This window comes from Microbacterium sp. ZW T2_14 (assembly GCF_044987405.1).
Lineage (GTDB): Bacteria > Actinomycetota > Actinomycetes > Actinomycetales > Microbacteriaceae > Microbacterium.
On sequence record NZ_JBJDRK010000026.1, the window covers coordinates 17,507 to 39,009 of the forward strand.

Consider the following 21,503-nt stretch of genomic DNA (forward strand, 5'->3'; position numbering starts at 1 on the left):
CGTGGTCGCCACTCTGCGCGTCGTGCTGGATCAGCTCGTCGCACCGACCGAGCCCGAGCTCGCTGAGGCGTCACGAGAGCTCGCGCGGGCCCTCGTGATCGCGGCGCCGTCCGGCTGCGAGGTCGAGGCCGTCGCCCCCGCCGGTGGAGCGGATGACGCCTTGGCGGCGGTGCCGGGGCTGGCCGGAGTGCGTCGCACCGCGCTGCAGCGCCGCGAGTTGTCGGCCGCGCTGCAGCTCGGTGTGGGAACCGGCATCGGGGGCGGCATGATCCACTCGCCGTCGCTGTTCGCGCCGCTCGTGCGCCACGACCGCCTCCACGACAACGACCAGACGGTCGTCACCGTCTGGGATCTGCGTCCGTGGGAGTCGCCCGCGGAGCTGCCCCGGGCCGTCGTCGCCTGGCACAAGGCGATGCTCAAGCGCGCCGTCAAGCACGCGGACGCCGTCGTGGTGCCCACCCACTCGCTGGCCGCGCGGCTGCTGGAGATCGCACCGCTGGGCGACCGGCTCCGCGTGATCGCGGGTGCCTCCCCGTCCGGGTTCTCGGTGCCCGTCGACGAGGTCGGCCGCCGTCGCGAGCTGGGGCTGCCCGAGGGCTTCGTACTGCTGGCGGGCGGACCGCTGGCTTCGGAGGGCTTGGATGCCGGACTCGCCGCGGTCGCGGCATCCCGCGTCGACCTGCCCGTCGTCGTCATCGACGTCGAAGAGGGTCATGAGCCGGCGGTCGTTGAGTTGGCCTCAGCGGCAGGTCTGCCCGAGCGGCGCATACACGTGCGTGGGGTGCTGTCGGCGGAGGATCGCGCCGCGGTGTTCGGCGCCGCAGTGGCGTTCGTCGCGCCGTCACGGCGCGCCGCGTTCCCGTGGCGCGTCGTCGACGCCCTCACGCTCGGCGTGCCGGTGATCGCTGCGTCGTCCGCCGTGCACGCCGAAGTGGTCGTCGAAGGCGGGGTCCTCATCGCGGGCAGCGACGCGTCGAGTCTCGTCGACGGGCTCGCGGCCGCGCTGGCGGCGTCGCTCGGCTCGACCGCCGCGGCGGAGCGGTTGGGCGTGCTGGCGGGGGACCGGGGACGGGCGTTCTCGTGGCGCGAGGCCGCCGACAAGGTCTGGATGCTCCACGCCGAGCTGTAGCGGTTTGGCGTGCCAGCCGGGGCTTCTGCGGCGAGGCGCCTCGAAACCGGACATCGAATCGGCAAGACTGTGGTCGTGGTCGCACGCAATCGGGGGGTTCCGCGAGCTTCAACGCGGAGAATGGTCGGCGTTGTAGCCGCGGTGTTCGGTCTTGCCGGAGCCCTTCTGCTGGCACCGGCGGTGGCGCAGACCGACGTCTCGGCGGCGACATCGAAGGTCGCGGCAGTGGATGCGGCTGGCTTCGCCGTGGCCACGGAGTCTGTGCCCGCCGGCGTCGTAAAGGCGGCTGACCTATCGCAGTTCCAGGCGGGCAACATCATCAGCGACGCGAAGTTCTTCGATCGCGGCACGATGGGCGAGGCCCAGATCCAGCAGTTCCTGCAGTCCAAGGTGCCGAGCTGCCAGTCAGGCTATGTGTGCTTGAAGGACTGGTACGACACGTCGCGCGCGACGAATGCTGACGCGATGTGCGGCGCCTACCCCGGGGGTTACCGCGAGCGCGCATCGGCGATCATCTACAAGGTCGCACAGGCGTGCGGAATCAATCCACAGGTGCTGATCGTGATGCTGCAGAAGGAGCAGCGGCTGGTCACTCACACGTGGCCCTCCGAGTGGCGCTATACGATCGCGATGGGGCAGGGGTGCCCTGACACGGCGGCGTGCGACACCAGGTACTACGGATTCTTCAACCAGGTCTACGGCGCTGCCTGGCAGCTCAAGCGCTACGGGAACCCGCCCGGAACGAGCCAGTACTTCACGTGGTACGCGCCGGGGAAGACGTGGAACGTTCGCTGGCACCCGGACGCCTCGTGCGGCTCGTCGCCCGTGTACATCCAGAACCAGGCGACCGCGGACCTCTACTACTACACCCCTTATCAGCCCAACGCGGCCTCGCTACGGGCGGGCTACGGCGAAGCAAGCGATCCTTGCTCGTCCTACGGCAACCGCAACTTTTTCCAGTACTTCACTGACTGGTTCGGCTCTACAACGGACTCTTGTGCTCAACCTCCCTTCGAACAGGTTCGCAGCGCGTCGGGCATCATGACCGCCGCCACCGCGGTCCCGGCACGAATCGCGCCTAGCGAGGGCTGCAACCCAGACGCCCTGTGGCTTCCGCCCGGGCTCGCAGTCAGCGTCCAAGCGGAATGGAGCAGTTGGTACTGGGTGAACGTCGGCGGCAACATGCGCTGGATGCTGAAGTCGCATCTCGTCGCGACCGACCCATGTGCGCAACCGCCATACACGCAGGTGCGCTCCGCGAGCGGAATCATGGTCACCGCTGGCACGGTGACTGCGAGATCGACAGCGAACTCGGGATGTGAGGCGGGGGCCGTTCAAATTGCAGCCGGCGCGCGCGTCGTCATCGCAGCCGAATGGGCTGAGTGGTACTGGGTCGATCATCGGGGAACGATGGTGTGGGTCCTCAAGAACCAGGTCAAGGATCCATGCACCCAGCCGCCTTATGCCGAGGTTCGCAGCGCCACAGGGACGATGGTGACGTCGACGATCGTCACGGCTCGTGCCGCAGCGAATGTCGACTGCGCGACGGGGTCGGTCACGCTTGCCCAGGGGACGAAAGTGACTCTCACGGCCCAGTGGGCCGATTGGTACTGGGTGAATGCGAACGGCGCCATGCTGTGGGTGCCGAAGACCCAACTTGTCGCATCGGTGGATCCGTGTACGCAGCCGCCATTCGAACAGGTTCGCAGCGCATCCGGGACAATGGTGACCGCCCGCGATGTCAGCGGGAGAGGGGCTCCAGCGGCATCCTGCAACGTGGGTCTGAAAGCGCTTGTCGAGGGCGCGAAGATCGTGCTGTCAGCAGAGTGGTCGGACTGGTACTGGGTGAACGCGGGCGGATCCATGGTGTGGATCCTCAAGTCCGATCTGAAAGCATATGTGCCCTGTGCCCAGCCTCCGTTCTCACAGGTGTCGAGCGCCTCGGGAATCCTCTACGCGGCAGCGACGATCACCGCCCGCCTGGCTCCCGACGATGCCTGCGTAGCCAGCTCGACGCAGCTCTCGCCCGGAGCGCAGGTCTCCGTCCTCGCGAAGTGGTCGGACTGGTATTGGGTCGAGTACGGAACCGCGCACCTGTGGGTTCGCGCGTCCGATCTCGTGAGCGTGGCACCGTCGACCTGTGTGCAGCCGCGATACGAAGAGGTCGTCAGTGCTTCCGGGAGCGCCACCGTCAGAAGCGGCGCGGTGGCACGCCCAGCGCCCTCATCATCGTGCACCGCCGGTGCGATCTCGCCCGCGGCTGGGGCCACGGTGACGCTTCACGCGCGCTGGTCGCAGTGGTACTGGGTTGAGGTCGGCGGGCAGATGCTCTGGATCACAGGGGAGGGATTGCAGCTCCAGGCCACGGTGACGACCACGGTTTCCGTGAATCTTCGCGCTTCCGCGTCGACCGCGGCCCCAGTGATGGCGGTCATTCCAAGCGGGACGACGCTCTCGGTGCGATCGCAGACGACGGGCTGGTATGAAGTGTCATACCAGAGCCGTACGGGTTGGGTGAGCAGCGACTACGTGCGCTGACCCATCGGGCGGAACAGCGTCAGGACGATATCGGGACGACGTCGGCGAGCCGGGGGTGGGCACGATCCTTGTCGGATAGTTCAGCATCGTCGAGAGAAATCGGCCACGGGATCGCGACCGTCTCATCGGCGAGGTTCAGGAAGCTGTACTCGGCCGTGGAAGACCAATGATCATTCACCAGGTAGCTGTACGCCGTTGCATCTTCCAGCGTCTGGAACGCGTTCCCGACACCCCTGGGCACGAAGATCGCCACGGACGGATCGATGACCGCGGTGTACACAGATCCGAATCCCGGTCCCTTCCTGAGGTCCACCCACGCGCCGAACACGCTGCCGGTCGCCACCGAAATGTACTTGTCCCAGGGTTCGGCGTGAATTCCTCGCGTCGTTCCGGCCGTGCGGTTGAACGAGACGTTGTTCTGCACGGGGCCCAGGTCGGGGAGGCCGAGTTCGACCATCTTTTCGCGTTGCCAGTTCTCCTTGAACCATCCGCGGTTGTCGCCGTGGACCGGCACATCCCAGCGCTGCAGCCCGGTGATGGGCGTTTCCTCGACGGCAAGCGGCAGGCCGAAGCGAATGCTCATTGCCCCACCTTCGCGTACTTGCTCTCGGTCTCGGCCTTCTGGGGCCGCCACCACTCCTCGTTGGCGCGGTACCAGGCGATCGTGTCCCGCAGTCCAGCCGTGAAATCGCGGAACTGCGGTTGCCATCCCAGCTCGTCCCGAAGCTTGGACCAGTCGATGGCGTACCGCTTGTCGTGCCCGGGGCGGTCGGTCACGAGATCGTAGGCATCGCTGCGCTGACCCATCTCCTCGAGGATCAACTCCACGACCTCGCGGTTGGTCTTCTCGCCATCGGCGCCGATGAGGTACGTGTCGCCGATTACCCCGGCGTCGAGGATCCGCAGCACCGCAGACGAGTGATCGTCGGCATGGATCCAGTCGCGGACGTTCAGCCCGTCGCCGTAAAGCCGGGGCCGAATGCCGTCGATGACGTTGGTGATCTGCCGCGGAATGAACTTCTCGACGTGCTGTCGCGGTCCGTAGTTGTTAGAACAATTGCTTATCGTCGCGCGGACTCCGAACGAGCGAACCCACGCGCGTACGAGCAGGTCGGATCCGGCCTTCGTCGACGAGTAGGGGCTCGACGGGTTGTAAGGGGTTGTCTCGGTGAATCGTTCGGGGTCGTCGAACTCAAGGTCGCCGTATACCTCGTCGGTCGAGATGTGGTGGAAGCGGATCCCGGTGCGACGGGCGGACTCCAGCAGAGTGAAGGTGCCCACGACGTTCGTCTGGACGAACGGTGCGGGCCCCGCGAGTGAGTTGTCGTTGTGCGACTCGGCCGCGTAATGGACGACCGCATCGTGCTCGGCGAAGAGGCTGTCGACGAGCTTCTCGTCGCAGATGTCGCCCTCGACCAGACGGAAGCGCTCGGCGGGGAGATCCTGCAGCGACGCTGTGTTCCCCGCGTACGTCAGCTTGTCGAGAACTGTGACGGAGTCGTCGGTGTGCTCGAGCACGTAATGGACGAAATCGGATCCGATGAAGCCGGCGCCTCCGGTCACGAGAAGTCTGCGCATCCGTCCAGCCTACTGTGCGCGAACCTTCCGAGTTTGGACCGATCGCCACCGATAGTCGAGACTAGAGGGCATGCGTGGCATCATCCTGGCTGGCGGTACCGGTTCGCGGCTGCACCCAATCACCCTTGGAGTCTCCAAGCAGCTTGTACCGGTCTATGACAAGCCGATGATCTACTACCCGTTGACGACGCTGATGCTCGCCGGTATCCGCGACATTCTGATCATCACCACGCCGCACGACGCCGACCAGTTCGAGCGGTTGCTCGGTGATGGCTCCCGCTTCGGCATCTCGCTGACTTACGCCCAGCAGCCTTCGCCCGACGGCCTCGCGCAGGCGTTCGTCATCGGCGAGCACCACATCGGGTCCGACAGCGCGGCATTGGTGCTCGGCGACAACATCTTCTACGGCCCGGGCATGGGGACCAGGCTACGTCGCTACCGCGACCTGGACGGCGCCGCGGTCTTCGGCTATTGGGTCGCGGACCCGAGCGCCTACGGCGTCGTGGAGTTCGACGCGCAAGGTCGGGCGCTTTCGCTGGAGGAGAAGCCGACATCGCCGCGTAGTCACTATGCGATTCCGGGTCTGTACTTCTACGACAACGAAGTGGTCTCGATTGCAAAGGATCTTCGCCCCTCGGCGCGCGGCGAGCTCGAGATCACCGACCTGAATCGGGTGTACCTGGATCGGGGCGCGTTGCAGGTCGAGATGCTGCCTCGCGGCATGGCATGGCTCGACACCGGTACGTTCGATTCCCTGCGAGAGGCGACGGAGTTCATCGCCACCGTGCAGAAGCGGCAGGGTCTGTCGATCGGCTGTCCGGAAGAGGTGGCGTGGCGGTTGGGTTTCCTCACCGACGACGAGCTGCGCGTGCGCGCAGAACCGCTCGTGAAGAGCGGGTACGGGCGCTATCTTCTGGAGATCCTGGCTCAAGGCCTCCACAGTTAGGCAGGTACAATCGCACGGGCCTATTCGAAGTACGTGGGCGGGTTCAGGTGCGCACGAGAGATGTGCCTGCCATGTCGAGGAGTGAGTTTTGCAGATCGAGCACCGCGCTGACGTATTGAGTCCTGCCCCTTTTCCGGCCGGTGGTCGCCGGGTCATCTTCTACTTCGTTTACGACCACCGAGGTGAGATCGACGACTACATCCCCTACAAGCTCGAAGCGCTGCGGGAGCATTCCGATCACATCTTCGTGGTCGTCAACGGCGATCTGACGGAGGCAGGACGAGCACGACTCGAGGCAGTCGCCGACACCGTTTGGCAACGAGAGAACACCGGCTTCGATGTTTGGGCCTATAAGACGGCGATGGAGGAGTTCGGCGAGGGGAGGCTTGCCGAGTACGACGAGCTCGTACTCATGAACTACACCTTCTTCGGCCCTGTTCGTCCGTTCGGCCCGGTCTTCGACCGCATGAACGCGGAGCCCGTCCACTTCTGGGGCATGACGGACTACGGCGAGGAGAAGCCGAACCCTTTCACCAAGGAGGGCGTCCTTCATCGACACAACCAGTCCCACTGGAATGTCGTGCGTCGAGAGCTCTTCCTCTCCCAGCAGTGGCGAGACTACTGGCGGGACATGCCGACGATCACCACGTACGTTGACTCGATCCTGAACCACGAGTCCCGGTTCACTCATCACTTCGAGGAACTGGGTTTCACCTCGGGGGTGGCCTTCCCCGAAGCTGACTATCCGTCTGGGCATCCCGCATTGATCAATGCGGATCTGCTTCTCGACGACGGATGCCCGGTGCTGAAGCGGCGCCCGTTCTTCCACTATCCGCCGTACCTGGATCAGCACGCGGTCATCGGGCGCTGGACCATCGAGAAGGCGGAGAGTTATGGCTATCCAGTAGCCATGCTCTGGAGCAACCTGGTCCGCAATTCGCCGCCCAAGACGTTGCACGCGGATGCCGCGATGCTCGAAGTGCTTCCGGATGTGGACGTCTCTTATGACGGGGAGAATCCTCTGCGGATCGCTGCGATCGTGCACATCTTCTATGAGGACATGACCGACGAACTGATGGATCGCCTGGTGATGCTCCCGTCCGCCTTCGATCTCTTCGTGACCACCACGGACGAAGAGAAGGCCGCCGTCATCTCGGCCACGCTGGAGCGGCGCGCCGACGCTCGCGTCGCCCATGCTGAGGTCCGGGTTCTCCCCTCCAACCGTGGCCGCGACCTGAGCGCGTTCTTCATCGGATGTCGTGACGTTCTCGAGGTCGGGCGCTACGACCTCGTCGTGAAGGTCCACTCGAAGAAGACGGTCCAGGACTCCTTCAATGCCGGGCGCTGGTTCAAGCTCCAGCAGCTCGACAACGTGCTGAACTCACCCGGCTTCGCCGCGAACGCGGTGGCTCTGTTCCAGCGAGAGCCGGGACTCGGCCTTGCCTTTCCCCCAATGATCCACATCGGGTACCCGACGATGGGTCGCGGCTGGTACGCGAACAAGGAACCGGCGCAGAAGCTGTGCGACGAACTCGGCATCAGCGTCCCCTTCGACGAGGTCTCTCCGCTCGCCCCGTTCGGGTGTATGTGGTTCGCTCGACCGGAGGCTCTGAAGATCCTCACTGATCGCGAGTGGCGCTACGAGGAGTACGCGCCCCCGAACCGCCATAGGGACGGGAGCCTCGCACACGTTCAGGAGAGAATCATCGCCTACGCCGCCGCGGAGCGGGGATATCACACGCGGACCATTGCAAGCCTCGAGCAGATGTCGATCAGTCACACCGCCTTGGACTTCAAGCTCGACCAAATGGGTGCCACGATGCCGGGGTATCCTATCGACCAGATCCAATTCCTCCATCGAGCGGGTTGGCTGGGACATGGCGGGATCGTGGCGCTCACCCGCGTGTACCTCAAGCTGAACCACCCCCGCATCGCCCGTCTGCTGAAGCCTCTCGACCGCCCTGCGCGCGTTCTCCACCACTGGCTGTGGCGCATGCGGCATCCGGGTGAATGGCGAGAGATCGAGCGCCGCGAGCGAGAGGACGCCGCGGAGGAGGCGCTGGACGGCGTCGCGCAGACCGGCAGCGGCTGGGATCGGGGCACAACGCCCCCGTGACCGGCATTCTCAGCTGCGACGCTGACAGGCGCGTGCGTGCACGGGAGTTGCTCATCGCGACGGCGGTCGGTGTTCTCGGCCTTGCTATCGTCTTGTTCCGCGTGCCTAGCGGGGAGTACGACGTGCCGTGGGCCGAGGACGGGTTCCTGTTCCTCTCGGAGTTTCTGCGCCTGGGGCCGGCTTCACTCGTCGAAGGCTACGCCGGCTATCAACATCTGCTCCCGCGCTCGATGACCGCAGTCATCGTCTCGTCGGTGCCGCTCGACCACTACGCGGTGACTGTCTTCATAGCGTGCGCTGTCGTCACAGCGGTGATCGCGTCCGCGGTCTATCTCCTCGCAGGTGCCATCGTTCCGTTTCCTCCGGCTAGGTTTGCGATCGCGCTCATCACCGCGCTCGTTCCGCTGGCCGGCCAGGAGGTGCTCGGTAACATGGCGGACATCCACACATACGCCATGTGGCTCGGGCTCTGGTTGCTGTTTGCCCGACCGCGGACATGGTGGAGCAGTGCGTTTCTCGCGGGCGGCATGTTCGTGATGGCGGCCACTGAGGTCCAACTCGCTCTCTACATCCTGGTCGCGCCCCTTCTCGTGCTGCGCGACCGTCGCCGCCTTCCGCTTGCCGGCGCATTGCTCGCCGGGGTCATCTGGCAAGTCATCACCTTCTTCACGGTTCCGCGACCCGGGTCCGGGTTCGAGTGGATCGGTTTCGCATCCCTCGTCAAGGGCTGGCTGCTTAACGTCATGCTGCCTTTGGTGGTCCCTCATCTGGTGACGCAACGGGAAGTCGTCGCGACAACGGGCATCCTCGTGCCGCTTCTCGCAGTCATCCCGTTCGCCGCCGCGATCATCTACGTCGCGACCAAGGGCACGACGGACCAGCGCATACTGCTCGGGTTGCTTCTGCTCACCGCTGCCGTTGTCTACAGCGCGGGCGCCATCGTGGACGGAACTGACGCGTTCCGGTACGCCGATGGATCGATAGGTCTGGACGAGCGCGCCCAAAACGCCCGCTACGGCGTCCTCCCGCAAATGGCCATGCTCACGACGATCCCACTCGCTGTCGCGGTGTGGGTGCAGGCCCGCCGGGTGCGCGGTCGACCCGCGCTTGCGACCGCGATCGTTTCGACATCGATGCTGGCGGCCCTGATCGTCGCCATGGCAATCGCGTCGGCGTCGACCGTGTCCATCCGCGGCTGGACCGCGTCGCAGTGGTCGTACGGGGTGACCGTCGCGTTGGACGCGTGCCGAGAGCTCGACGACTCAGCCATCCAGGCGATCCCGATCGCTCCTTTTCGCACAGCCGAGGTGTTGTGCGGTGACCTGCGAGACCGGACGACCCGCTGACGTCTGCGGGGTTCAGTCGGTGAGCGCGTAGATGTAGTGCTCCGAGCCTGACCACTCATAGGTGCCTGCGGGCTCGAGACACGACAGGTCGAGCGAATGCGTCGAGCTGATGTAGGCAAGCTCGGGAATGCGCTCTGCAACCGTACAAGGCGATGCGGACATCACGAGCACGTCGAGGTTCGGGTTCGTGAAGTCAATCCCCGGCTCCTCTCGCCAGTCGAACCGGTAGTACATCCCACCGCGATTCCATGCGTGCTCGTTCTCGCCGGTCGGGTCGAGTCGCAGCCATTCCTCGGTGTCCGGCCCCATTTGCTGGCGGGCGGAGAGCGACGGCGTGCCGGTCGCGGTCATCAGCGCGTCGACGTAGCTGTCGTCGCTCGCCCAGAGCGTGCCGGTCGCACGCGCCTCCTCGCCGTACGTGAGGAACTGACGTGCCGTGTCGCTTGCTCGCAGGTCGCCGAGCCCGAAGAGGATCGGGACGACCGTGATCGTCATTGCGGCCGCGGCCAGTCCGGCCGCAGCCATGGACCAGACCTGTCCGGGCCAATACAGGAGCGCGAACACCACTGCTCCGGTGACCACGGCACCGAGAGCGACCATCCAGTTCGCCAGGGCGGGCAGGTACCCGAGCTGAAGTGAAGCGCCGGCGTACGCGGAGAGGAATGCGGCCATTGACGCGATCACAACCGGAACGGCGAGACGCTTCGGGCGCTTCCAGGTCGTCATGTAGAGACAGAATGCGATCGTGGCGATGAATCCGATGGCGTTGGTGGCGCGATAGGAGGGGACGCGATTCGCGAGCGGGATCATCTCGCCGATCGCACCCCAGTTGATGGTGCACCACGCCAGCCAGAAGACCCCGAGAGCCACAAGCGGGACCAACGCGGCCGCTGTGGCGCGCCCCGCGTTCCATCGCTGTGCGACGAAGGCCATTGCGAGCACCACGAGGAGGACGGTGAAGGAGCTGGCGATCTCGGTCTCGTTGGTGGCCACCGCTTCTGCGCCGATCTTGTCGAGGCCCCCGAGATTCGTCGCACCGAACACCCGACCGATGGTGTGCGATTCGCCTGTCGAGCGGCGGTCACCGGGGTAGATGGTGCCGAACGTCGCCTGGAGCGACTGCCAGTTCTCGAGGATGAGCAGACCGGTCCACAGTGCGCCTGACACTGCAAGGGGGAGAATCGCGATGAGGCGATCTCGCCAGGTCGTGTATCGGAAGAGGAGGTAGCCCGCCGTGGCCAGAACGACAGGCGTTCCGACGATGATGGCCAGCGGCTGGTAGTAGGTCGGGAACCGGGCGAGAAGGATTCCCGCGCCCAAGATCGCGATCACGCCTAGCGGGTATCGGCGCTCGACCAACTTCGCCGCGCCGTAAATTCCGAGCGCGCAGCCGGCTGCGATGAAGCCGATCGTGTTGACTGGACGTCCGGACCACCACATGGACGACGGAGCGAGGAATACGAGGAACGCGGCCAGATAGCCCCAGCGCAGCGAGCCCGTGATCTGACGGAACCACACCGGAAGCCCGATGAAGAGCAGCAGCGTGGGCAGCCACCACTTCATCGCGAAGAGCATGCTGTGCGGGATCACCTGGCCGAGCATGAGCAGGGACCCGTCGAGGAAGACGATGCCCGAGATCGGACCAACGGGAAGCTGAGCAAAGAACCCGGGGAACACGCTGAGCGGATCGATCAGGTGGCCGAACCCGACCGCCATCTGACCCAGCCACAGTGCGGACTCGGTGTTGTACTCGTCCGAGCGGATCCCCTGGGACGCGCCGAACTGGAAGCCCAGAGGAGCGGTCGGATCCTGTCGGAGGAAGTCGACGCCGATGCTCGATGTGGTGACGCCGAAGACGATCAAGACCAGGTAGACCGCGAGAGGCCCGACGAACACGGCGTGTCCCGTCGCCCAGATCCCGACGCGCCGCACCATGGATCCTCGCGGGGCTGAGGCGATCGACGCGTCGCTCATGCGCGATCGGACCCGAGGATCTCCTGGATGCGCTGCGCATCCCCCCATGTCGCGGGGGAGTCATACGGTCGATCAGGGAAGGCTCCATACTCCAGAGCGATCGGAAGACCGTTTTCGGCGATGAACTCTTCGACCTTGTCGGCGAGCGAGACGGGCTCACCGGAGCTGCAGTTGACGATTCCGCTCACGTCGTCGGCATCGGTGAGCGCTGCGATCTGTCGGCCGAGCTCCTCGACCCGGATGAAGTCGTACTTGTTCTTGCCCGTCGTGAAAGGGAACGTTGACCGTCCGTCGTCGACGGCGTCCAGCAGGCGGGCGAAGATCGATCGATTGCGGCGGTCGTCTCCGTAAATGTAGTAGCAGCGTGCCCAGGCGAGACTCGTCGTCTCGGGCAGGGCGAGGGCGAGCGACTTGCGCAGTGCGTCCTTGGCGACGCCGTACAGCGAGAGCGGGGAGGTGGGGGTGTCCGCGTCGACGGCGCCCTCCCAGTACCCGACCTCGTGCATCGTGCCCAGTGCGACGATGCGGCTCACCCCGCGGGCGGCCAGCGCATTCAGTAGAACGTAGTGCGCCGACAGCTGGGACATGTGCGCGGGCGAGTTGTGCGTGAACCCGTCCTTCCAGGCGAGGTGGACGAGAGTCGTGCCGGCGTCGGAGAGAACCGCAGGGTCGAAGTCTCGCGCGAGGATGTCTGCCTCGAGGCGCACGGCGCGGGGATCGATCACGGTCTCGTTCCCTGGCCTCACCACGGCCACCACGTCGCGGCCACGATCCAACAGACCGCGGACGACGTGTGGACCGATGTAACCGCCTGCACCTGTGACGACGACGGTCGGTCGTGCGCTCATCAATTGACTCCTGGTGTCGAGTGCTCGCGCCGTGAATCCGAGGGGCTTTAGATCAGCCGGACCTCGGGTGCTCCGGATGGCCGGAGGGGCGCTCTCAGAGCCTACCGCGAGGCCGCCCGTGGACCGGATTGTTGGGACGCGGCGGGTATAGTGAGGAAGTTGACCGCAAGTAATGGAGCCTCTTGGACACGACTGCCCGATTCACACGTCTTGCGGCGACCCCCTTCACGACCACGGACTCCCGCGGCCTGAACGGCCCCGCCCGCGGGGGGAAGATCGCCGAGATATTCGCCCGTCGCGATCTGCTCATGCTGCTGATTCGACGAGATCTGCAAGCGCGCTACCGCGACAGCGTCCTCGGCTTCCTGTGGACCCTGATCCGTCCGATCGTCCAGTTCCTCATGTACTACCTGGTCCTCGGTCAGTTCCTGCGCGCCGCCGAGGGGGTCCCGCAGTTCGCGATCTACCTCTTCTCGGGACTGACCCTCTATGCGTTCTTCTCTGACATGGTGTTCGGTGCGACGTCGTCGATCCTCACCAATGCCGGGCTCGTCAAGAAGATCTACCTTCCGCGAGAGGTCTTCCCGCTCGCGAGCATCGGCGCCGCGGGATTCATGTTCTTCGTCCAGACGGCGGTACTCCTCATCGGCGCGATCCTGTTCCAGGCGCTGCCGAGCCCCGAGCAGATGCTCTGGTTCTTTCCCTCGGTCCTGCTGATCCTGATCTACGGACTTGCGATGGGCCTGCTCCTGGCAGCGTTGAACGTCTACCTGCGTGACATCCAATACATCATCGACGTCGTCATGATGCTCGCGATGTGGGGCTCGCCCATCGTCTACACGTGGACGATGGTGACCCAGACCTTCCAGCAGTTCGGATTGCCGGCGTGGGTTCTCGAGATCTACACGAACAACCCGGTCACGCTGGGGGTTCTCGGCTTCCACAAAGCCTTCTGGGGCGCTGGCACAGCCGCGGACTATCCGCCGGATCTCCTTCTGCGCATGGGGATCGCCGGCGTCATCGGACTGGTCCTCGTCGTCATCGCGCACCGTGTCTTCAGCCGCCTGCAAGGTAATTTCGCACAGGAGTTGTGATGGTCGTCACGTCCCGCACCGGTCCCGACGTCGTCCGGGTTCAGAACGTCACCAAGCACTTTGTGGTGCGCAAGGACAACTCGCTGAAGGAACGCGTCGTTCACTTCGGGAGGCGGGGTCGCGCCCACCGTGAGCAGTTCACCGCCGTGTCCGACGTCGACCTGGTGATCAAGGCCGGCACCACGGTCGGCTTGCTGGGTCCGAATGGCTCGGGCAAGAGTACGTTGCTCAAGCTCATCGGCGGGATCGTCTCCCCAACCTCCGGGGAAGTGCTCACACGAGGCCGCATGGCGGCTCTCCTCGAGCTCGGGGCCGGTTTCCACCCCGATCTCAGTGGGCGTGAGAACGTGTATCTGAACGCATCCATCATGGGGATGTCTCGAGCGGACACCGATGAGCGCTTCACGGAGATCGTCGAGTTCAGCGGTATCGGCGACTTCATCGATACGCAGGTCAAGTTCTATTCGTCGGGGATGTTCGTCCGACTCGCATTCGCGGTCGCGGTCCACACCGACCCCGACGTCCTGCTCGTGGACGAGGTGCTCGCGGTGGGTGACGAGGCCTTCCAGAGGAAGTGCATGGAGCGCATCGCGCGGTTCCGCCAGGAGGGGAGGACCATCATCCTGGTGTCGCACTCGGCGGCACAGGTCGCGGAGCTCTGCGAGCGGGGCATCGTTCTGAAGGACGGTGAAGTGATCTTCGACGGTGAGACCAACGAGGCCATCGGCGCGCTGCGCGATGTCCTGGAGGGGCGTCGAGTCGGCGAGAAGCCGCTCGAGGACGCGGACAAGCCCATCCAGCTCCAGCGGATTCAGCTCCTCGACGATCAGGAGCGGCCGGTCACCGTCGTCGAGACGGGAAAACCCCTGACGATCCGGCTGCACGTACGCGCCCACCAAGACCTGCCGACGTGGGCCGCCGGCTTCAGCATCGACACGCCCACCGGGCAGATGGTGCTCGCGTCGAATACGGAGCGGCTGTCGAAGGACCTCCCCGCGATCGCCAAGGGAGACGCGCACGTCGACTTCAACATCTCGAGCACGGGATTCGGTGCCGGCCAGTACTTCGTCAACGCCAACGTCTCAGAGGTCATCGACATTGACTCGCACATCCTGTGGCAGGGCGCCCGCTTCACCGTGAAGTCCCACGAGGAGAACCTCGGCACGGTCGCCGCGGCGATCACCGTCGCCTGAACGGTGCCGAGGCGCCCGGCATTCGCGGGCTCGACACCGTTCACATCGGTGGCGCGGCGTAGGTCAGGTAGTTCAGTCTGCTCAGCTCGCGGCGTGCTTTTAGCACTCCGTCAAGGATGAGGCCGATCATCCACGACAAGAACGCGAGGATGGTGATGCCGAGCGCGAGAACCGCCGTGGGCAGGCGCGGGACGAGGCCGGTCTCGAAGAACTCGACGACTACGGGAAGGCCGATGACTACGCCGATGATCGCCAGCAGCACGCCAACCAGGCCATAGAACAGCATCGGGCGTTCGTGTCGGATCAGGCCGACGATCAGCGACAGGATACGGAATCCGTCGTGGTAGGTGCGCAGCTTGCTCTCGCTGCCCGCAGGACGATCCTTGAAGCCGACCGGAACCTCGATCTGAGGCACGCGCAGGCTCATCGCATGCACGGTGAGCTCTGTCTCGATCTCGAACTCGCGCGCAAGTGCGGGGAAGCTCTTCACGAACCGGCGGGAGAACACCCGATAGCCGCTGAGCATGTCATTGACCGGAGATTTGAAGACGCTGCTGACGAACCAGTTGAAGCCGCGGTTGCCGAGCTCGTGACCGGGTCGGTATGCGCTCTCTGTCGTCTGCCGGCGCACGCCCAGCACGTGGTCGTACGGGCCGGATCGCAGCGCCGCGATCATGTCGGGCAGATCCGCGGCGGCGTACGTGTCGTCGCCGTCGATGAGGACGTAGACGTCCGCGTCCACGTCTGCGAAGGCGCGCCGGACGACGTTCCCCTTGCCCTTGGTCGTTTCGCTCCGGACGACTGCGCCGGCCCCCGCCGCGATCCGGGCCGTCTCATCCGTGCTGTTGTTGTCGTACACGAAGATGGTCATTTCGGGAACCGCAGCGCGCAGGTCGGCGATCACCTGACCGATCGCAGTCTCTTCGTTGTAGCAGGGCACGATCGCCGCAATGGTCGGCGGTGGGGTGGTCAAGCACTTCTCCTCGGTCGTCGGTGCCGGAAACCGGCAGAAGCGGCATCCAAGCTATCATGGGCTGTCGGCGCGCCGACTCCCGCGGGCCAGGAGGAGTGCCATGACCGACCCGACCCGCCTGGGCGCGTTCCTGCGCAAGAGCGGAGCGTTCCTCGCCGTCGGCGGAGTGGCATTCGTGGTGGACGCCGTGACGTTCAACCTGCTGGTCTTCGGGTTCGGCGGTGACGGGCCGATGTACGACGAGCCGCTTCTCGCGAAGGTCATCGCGATCGTGGTGGCCACCGTCGTCACCTATGTCGGCAACCGATATTGGACGTTCGGCACCCGCACGCTGCAGCGTCGCTTCTCGCGATATGTGATCTTCGTCGCGCTGAATCTCGCGGCGATCCTCATACAACTCGGATGCCTGGCCTTCTCCCGATACGTCCTCGGGTTCGAGGGGATCGTCGCAGACAACATCGCCGGGACGTTCATCGGCCAGGCGCTCGCGACGATCTTCCGGTTCTTCACCTACGACCGATGGGTGTTCCCCGACGACCAGGAGCAGGCCGCCCAGACAGCTCTCGAGTCCGCCTGACAGACCCGACGGCGCCGACTCAGCCTCGTCGCATCCATCGCGTCAGGCCGAGTGCGGCACGCTGGAAGCCCCAGACCGTGACCCGCCATATCGCCTCGACCACGATCTCGCCGCTCATCTTGGAGTGCCCGAGCTCGCGCTCGCGGAACTCGATCGGTACCTCGACGATCCGCAGGCCCGAGGCATCGATGCGACGCGTCATGTCGATCTGGAAGCAGTAGCCGCGCGACTCGATGGTGTCCAGGGTGAGCCCGGCGAGGACCACGGTCGGATAGACGCGGAAGCCGGCGGTGACGTCTCGTACGGGGACCCCCAGCATGACGCGCGCGTAAAGGCTCCCGGCCCGGCTGATGAAGCGGCGATGTGCCGGCCAGTTGACGACGCTGCCGCCTTTCACCCACCGCGAGCCCACCACGCAGCCGAGAAGGGGCGGGTCGTTGTCGAACTGAGCGATCATCGCCGGGAGGCGCTCGGGAGGGTGGGAGCCGTCGGCGTCCATCTCGACGGCGAGCGCGTACTCTCGCTCGCGCGCGCAGGCGAACCCGGCAATGTAGGCGGCGCCGAGTCCTCCCTTTCCGGAACGTCGCATCAGTGTGATGCGGTGGTCGTCGTGGGCCATCCGCTCCACGATGTCGGCCGTGCCGTCCGGGCTTCCGTCGTCCACGACGAGCACATCCACCGGCGCCGCATCCAGGGTGCGCCGGATGATGTGCTCAATGTTCTCGCGTTCGTCGTAGGTCGGGATGATCACGAGTGTGCGGTTCATCGGCGCTCCCACGAACCGGTGCCGGCTGGGACTCGCGTACGCACGAGGCATGAGGTGGTGTGCACGTGTGGAACTGTTCTCCGGTCGGGTCCGCCTCGCCGGCGCGGGTGGGGACGGGGCGCGATCGATGATCGACGTCGATGCCCCAGCGCCGGGGCCGGGGCCGCGCCCATCCTAGCCGAGCGACTCTCCCCGGCCCGAGGCATCCTGCTGTGGATCAGCTCCCCGCCACGTCGGAGTACTCGGTCGTGCGGACATCCTGCGCGTGCAGGCGCCGGTGCATCACTGCCGCAGCGAGGGCGGCCGCGCCGGCCATGAGTAGATCGCCCGCGGTGAACATGCCGCGCGAGACGAGCGAGACGGCGGATGCCTCGGCTACGGGCATGACCGTGCCGAGCAGTCCGATCAGCACCGCTTCGCGCACGCCGACCCCCGAGGGCAGGACGAAGGCAAGCAGTCCAGCCGTGAAGCCGACGCCGATTGCGGCGGCCATGAGGAGCACCGTCGTGAACGGCACTCCCGCGTCGCTCAGCAGCCACAGGTGCACACCGTAGGTGGCGTACGAGGCGAGACACAAGAGCACCGCCCGAGCGATCGTACGCAGCTCGACGCGGTGATCGAGAGGTGGGCGCCGGAACACGCGGAGCGCGAGGTTGGCCATCCAGGTCATCACTGCAGGGTGGAGGCAGACGAGCCCGATCGGAAGGAGGACGAACAGCCAAAGGAGCTGGGGGTGCTCCACCGAGATCTGGGGCAGGGCGAGCGCCCCGAGGATCAGCGAACATACGACGCCGATTCCCGCGGCGTACAGCGAGGTCACGAGCACGCGGGCCCGTGCGACTCCATACTGGCGCCCGAGCTCCATCTGCGCGAGGTACGCCCATACCGACCCGGGGATGTACTTGCCGAGTTGCCCGACCAGCATGATCTGGGCGCCGCGGACGACCGGGACGGGGTGTCCGAGCCCCCGGAGAATCGTCGTCCAGCTGAGGACGTTCAGGGCGAGTCCGACGAGCAACACCGCGAACGACGCGATGACGCGCCACGGTTGCATCTGGAGGAGCGCCTGCTGCACGTCGTCCCACATCCGCACGAAGTACCAGATCGCTGAGGCGACGACTGCGGTGATCAGGAGCCACCGGACGGCGACGAGAGCGATCGACAGGCTGCGGCGACGCGGCCACGAACGTGACTTCGACGACTGCGGCGCCGGGGCTTCGATCTCGGTCGACCGGGGCTCGTGGGCGTCCGCTGGCATCGGTTCAGTCTACGCGCCGTGCTCGGGCGCCTTCGAAGGCACCCGCTCGGCGGTCGCGTCCGCCGCGTTGATCAGCGCGCGTGCCCGCGCATCGAAGGAGTCCCGCTCCCGAACGACCGCACTCAGGCGTGCCAACTCGGGTGCAGGTGGGAACAGGCCCTCGATGTCTCCCTCGAGCATCGACACGAGGTCTTCGGGGCTCTGGAAGGTCTGCACCGCACCGCCGAAGATCTGGTCGATGCCGTCAACGTCGTCGGAGATCGCGCGCCCACCGGCGGCGACGACGTCGTAGAGGCGATTCGACACGAACCCCTCGCGCTTCATCGCCGGCCAATGGTCGTTGAGTACGACCCCGGCGCCTTCGTACAGCCGGGGCAGCTTCGCGTTGGGGATGCCCGTCGCGGCGATCGCGGCCGCGGGGATGTAGCCGCGCCAATCCGGGCCGTAGACCCGTATCGGGACACCGGCCCGCACCGGCGTCACGACGACGGGCCGCGCGATGCCACGAGCCGTTCCGACGAAGACGATCTCATCGCTTCTCGGGGTGCCCTCAGGGTGGAATCGTCTCGTGTCGGTGCACTGCAGCAACGGCTCGATGGGCCGGGCGAATCGCGAGGCCGCACGAGCGGCCCACGGTGTCGACGCGGCAAACACTGCATCGAACGCATGGACCTCATCGCGAGTGATCTCGTCGGGGTGGCTGATGATCCACAGGATGCGCCGACCGTGGAGTGGGGGGTCGATGCGTTGAGGCCCACGGAGCACGAGCGTCACGTCGTCGAGCGAATTCGTCGCCCGATCGCGCGCGTCGTAGGCGTCGATGACGACGTCCTGCCCCAGACGCCGCAGCGCGTCCGCGATTCCGCGGGCGAAGTGAGTCTCGCCCCACGATTCGCCGGCCGCCCCGGCGGGGGCCGAGGTCTTGATCGCCCATCGGCGGGCGATCCGTCCGCCGGATGACGGAAGGGAGACGCGCCGGTACTCCGGTTCGCCGGAGCCGCGACGGGTGATCGCGAGGCCTGCCCGCGCGAGAAGCGTGTCCGTGTCGCTGTCGGTGGCCCCCGCGCTGTCTGCGTCGGTCGGCACCGACGATGGCGGCGCGGTCACGGTGATCGCGGTCATCGTCCGTCCCGGATCCGTCGGCGACGAGCCCGCCGGCCAGGCCCGTGCCGGACCGGCGAGCGCGGGCACCTCGATGCCGTCGCCGAGCCGCTGCGCGTCCTCCATCGGCAGACCATCGAGGAGCGGGACGGCCGCACCGTGTAGGAAGACGGTTCCCGCCGAGGCGATCACGCCGGCGGGGGTGAGCCAGAGCGCGGCCGCAGGGCGCTGCGATCCCGCTTCCGCGAGCGCGTGCAGACCGGCAGCCGTCAACTCAGCGTCCGGGCCGCGGAAGACCGTCTGGCCCGCGCGCGGATCATGTGGTGGCGTTGCCACGAGGTGCAGGGGCCCACGGCGGACGGTGACGTGCGGGTTGTGCAGCGCGAGAATCGCCGCCTGGGCGGTCTGGTCGAAGGAGTCGCCCGTGAGGACGAGGTCGACCTCAGCGGACAGATCGTGCGCCGCGTCGCGGGCGAGAGAGAGCGCGCGATCCGGGTCCGCCTCTTCGGGGCCGAGAACACAGACGAACAGCCGGCGCGACCCTGCGTCGGGCGATGCGGCCAGCGGGGGAGGGGTAGTGGCGGTGCGCAGCAGGTCGGCCCATGGGACGCGCACGGGGATGGACGCACGCCCGAGCTCGACCCAGCCGCGCTCGCGGGCACGGCGCCATGCGTGACCAAGAGGACCCGCCGGGTCGGCGAGGGAATCGGGCTCGAGCGCCGCGAGCGCGGGGGCGTCCCAGTTCGGGCTGACCTGCAGGACCCGCCGGTCGTTGACGAGGTATGCGTATAAGGCGGGGACACGGTCCGAGTCCGAAAGCTGTCTGGAGACGGGGCGCTCCATGAACAAGGGATTGAGTGTGAAGCCAGTACGGAATCCTCCGCGCACGTAGCGCCTGACTGCGGCACGCGCGGAGATCCGCCGGCCCGCCTGGGCGGCGACGAAGTCGAGGTCGACGATGTCGGCACGACGGATGGTGCGGGCCCACCACACACGATCGGCGGCGGCCAGCAGCGCCCCGAACACGACGGTCTCTCGCGCGGCGCGCCACAGCACGCGGACACGGCTCAGCATCACCCCGATTATAGGGACCTGGCCGGCGGTCAGCCCGGTGGTAGGGTCGGGCGGGAAACCGGGGCGAGAGGAAGCGATGACGGATCAGGTTCACCGCGGTCGCCGCGTCGGCATCGTCGTGCGCACCAAGAACCGTCCGTGGTTCCTTCGGCGGACGCTGCGTGACATCGCTGCCCAGCAGTTCGCGGACTGGGAGATCTGCATCGTCAACGACGGCGGTGATCCGGCAGCTGTCGACGAAGCCGTGTTGAAGCTGCCTGACGCGACCCGCGAGCGAGTGCGCGTCCACCACAACCGGCAGCCCACCGGGCGATCCGCGGCCGCCAATCAGGGCATGCGCGACCTCGACACCGAGTTCGCCGTCCTGCACGATGACGACGATCTCTGGCATCCGGCATTCCTCGAACGCGCGGTGAGCCACCTCGACGCGCACGCCGAGGACATCGGTGTGATGGCGCGCACCGAAATCGTGTACGAATCCGCCGACGGTGACGGGTTCGTCGAGGTGGGGCGCGCGCCGTTCTGGCCGCAGCTCGCGGAGATCACCTACGCCGACCTGCTTCAGGTGAACCGGGCCGTGCCCATCTCGTATCTCTATCGGCGCGTCCTGCACGACGAGATCGGCTTCTACCGCGAGGACCTTCACGCGGCGGAGGACTGGGAGTTCAACCTGCGCACCGCACTGCGCTACCACATCGGCTTCATCGACGGCGAACCGCTGGCGTATTGGATGCAGCGCCGGGGCGTGGACGGCGAACTCGGGAACAGCATGTTCGCCCTCGCCGCGGAGCACGACCACTACGACAGGCTGGTGCGGGACGAAGCGCTGCGCGCCCACGTCATCGCTCAGGGGCCGGGCCTCGCCCTCTATCTGACGCGTTTCATCCAGGACGAGGTCGCCCGCCAGCTGGACGAGCGCCGCTCCCTCGGGCAGCACCTCGCGTCCGCTGTCAGGGACTGGCGTCGAGGCCGGCGGACACGGTAGCGACGTC

16 protein-coding genes and 1 pseudogene are annotated in these 21,503 nt (G+C 66.2%); 9 read left to right on the forward strand and 8 right to left on the reverse strand.

Annotated features, from left to right (window positions below; translation table 11 throughout):
• Window position 1: 1 nt before the first annotated feature.
• A complete protein-coding gene (locus tag ACI3KY_RS10470) occupies window positions 2-1,129 on the forward strand; it encodes a glycosyltransferase (protein WP_404930111.1) in 1,128 nt (375 codons plus the stop codon).
• Between the two features lie 120 nt (window positions 1,130-1,249).
• Entirely contained in the window at window positions 1,250-3,667 is a 2,418-nt protein-coding gene (locus ACI3KY_RS10475; RefSeq protein WP_404930112.1) for an SH3 domain-containing protein, read from the forward strand.
• Window positions 3,668-3,695: 28 nt separating this feature from the next.
• On the opposite strand, the pseudogene ACI3KY_RS10480 reads toward ACI3KY_RS10475, so the two are convergent.
• Together ACI3KY_RS10480 and rfbB are read right to left on the reverse strand one after the other, a co-directional pair.
• Window positions 3,696-4,250, reverse strand: a pseudogene (locus ACI3KY_RS10480) (dTDP-4-dehydrorhamnose 3,5-epimerase family protein); the annotation flags it as partial.
• On the reverse strand, window positions 4,247-5,245 hold the full coding sequence (rfbB, locus tag ACI3KY_RS10485) for a dTDP-glucose 4,6-dehydratase (RefSeq protein WP_404930113.1): 999 nt from the start codon (window positions 5,243-5,245) through the stop codon (window positions 4,247-4,249). The gene rfbB and the pseudogene ACI3KY_RS10480, both read right to left, overlap by 4 nt.
• Before the next feature lie 70 nt (window positions 5,246-5,315).
• Between rfbB and rfbA the strand changes: the two genes are divergently transcribed.
• From rfbA to ACI3KY_RS10500, 3 genes are all read left to right on the forward strand, one after another.
• Window positions 5,316-6,191 carry a glucose-1-phosphate thymidylyltransferase RfbA gene (gene rfbA, locus ACI3KY_RS10490; protein ID WP_404930114.1) on the forward strand — a complete coding sequence of 292 codons (876 nt, stop codon included), beginning with the start codon at window positions 5,316-5,318 and terminating at the stop codon, window positions 6,189-6,191.
• An 88-nt stretch (window positions 6,192-6,279) separates the two neighbouring features.
• The gene (locus ACI3KY_RS10495; protein WP_404930115.1) at window positions 6,280-8,307 is read left to right on the forward strand and encodes a rhamnan synthesis F family protein; all 2,028 of its coding nucleotides are present in this window, start codon (window positions 6,280-6,282) and stop codon (window positions 8,305-8,307) included.
• A complete protein-coding gene (locus ACI3KY_RS10500; protein ID WP_404930116.1) occupies window positions 8,304-9,653 on the forward strand; it encodes a hypothetical protein in 1,350 nt (449 codons plus the stop codon). Before ACI3KY_RS10495 ends, ACI3KY_RS10500 begins: the two co-directional genes overlap by 4 nt.
• 12 nt (window positions 9,654-9,665) lie before the next feature.
• On the opposite strand, the gene ACI3KY_RS10505 is transcribed toward ACI3KY_RS10500, so the two are convergent.
• Both ACI3KY_RS10505 and ACI3KY_RS10510 read right to left on the reverse strand, forming a co-directional pair.
• Window positions 9,666-11,588, reverse strand: coding sequence for a hypothetical protein (locus ACI3KY_RS10505; RefSeq protein ID WP_404930117.1), 1,923 nt, complete (start codon window positions 11,586-11,588; stop codon window positions 9,666-9,668).
• Between the two features lie 35 nt (window positions 11,589-11,623).
• Window positions 11,624-12,475 carry an NAD-dependent epimerase/dehydratase family protein gene (locus tag ACI3KY_RS10510; protein ID WP_404930118.1) on the reverse strand — a complete coding sequence of 284 codons (852 nt, stop codon included), beginning with the start codon at window positions 12,473-12,475 and terminating at the stop codon, window positions 11,624-11,626.
• Window positions 12,476-12,657: 182 nt separating this feature from the next.
• Here ACI3KY_RS10510 and ACI3KY_RS10515 point away from each other — a divergent pair, with 182 nt between their 5' ends.
• Together ACI3KY_RS10515 and ACI3KY_RS10520 are read left to right on the forward strand one after the other, a co-directional pair.
• Complete coding sequence (locus tag ACI3KY_RS10515) at window positions 12,658-13,569, forward strand: ABC transporter permease (protein WP_404930119.1); 912 nt, start codon at window positions 12,658-12,660, stop codon at window positions 13,567-13,569.
• Window positions 13,569-14,762, forward strand: coding sequence for an ABC transporter ATP-binding protein (locus tag ACI3KY_RS10520; RefSeq protein WP_404930120.1), 1,194 nt, complete (start codon window positions 13,569-13,571; stop codon window positions 14,760-14,762). The genes ACI3KY_RS10515 and ACI3KY_RS10520 overlap by 1 nt, the downstream gene beginning before the upstream one ends.
• Before the next feature lie 40 nt (window positions 14,763-14,802).
• Here the strand turns inward: ACI3KY_RS10520 and ACI3KY_RS10525 are convergent, their stop codons facing one another.
• The gene (locus ACI3KY_RS10525) at window positions 14,803-15,735 is read right to left on the reverse strand and encodes a glycosyltransferase (protein ID WP_404930121.1); all 933 of its coding nucleotides are present in this window, start codon (window positions 15,733-15,735) and stop codon (window positions 14,803-14,805) included.
• Between the two features lie 100 nt (window positions 15,736-15,835).
• Here ACI3KY_RS10525 and ACI3KY_RS10530 point away from each other — a divergent pair, with 100 nt between their 5' ends.
• Complete coding sequence (locus ACI3KY_RS10530; RefSeq protein WP_404930122.1) at window positions 15,836-16,312, forward strand: GtrA family protein; 477 nt, start codon at window positions 15,836-15,838, stop codon at window positions 16,310-16,312.
• A gap of 19 nt (window positions 16,313-16,331) precedes the next feature.
• Here ACI3KY_RS10530 and ACI3KY_RS10535 read toward each other — a convergent pair whose 3' ends face one another.
• The 3 genes from ACI3KY_RS10535 to ACI3KY_RS10545 form a co-directional block, all read right to left on the reverse strand.
• Entirely contained in the window at window positions 16,332-17,078 is a 747-nt protein-coding gene (locus tag ACI3KY_RS10535; RefSeq protein WP_404930123.1) for a polyprenol monophosphomannose synthase, read from the reverse strand.
• A 217-nt stretch (window positions 17,079-17,295) separates the two neighbouring features.
• On the reverse strand, window positions 17,296-18,336 hold the full coding sequence (locus ACI3KY_RS10540; RefSeq protein WP_404930124.1) for a YbhN family protein: 1,041 nt from the start codon (window positions 18,334-18,336) through the stop codon (window positions 17,296-17,298).
• Between the two features lie 9 nt (window positions 18,337-18,345).
• A complete protein-coding gene (locus tag ACI3KY_RS10545; RefSeq protein WP_404930125.1) occupies window positions 18,346-20,511 on the reverse strand; it encodes a hypothetical protein in 2,166 nt (721 codons plus the stop codon).
• A 76-nt stretch (window positions 20,512-20,587) separates the two neighbouring features.
• Here ACI3KY_RS10545 and ACI3KY_RS10550 point away from each other — a divergent pair, with 76 nt between their 5' ends.
• Window positions 20,588-21,496: a glycosyltransferase family 2 protein gene (locus tag ACI3KY_RS10550; protein ID WP_404930126.1), complete on the forward strand. Its 909-nt coding sequence runs from the start codon at window positions 20,588-20,590 to the stop codon at window positions 21,494-21,496.
• Window positions 21,497-21,503: the final 7 nt, after the last annotated feature.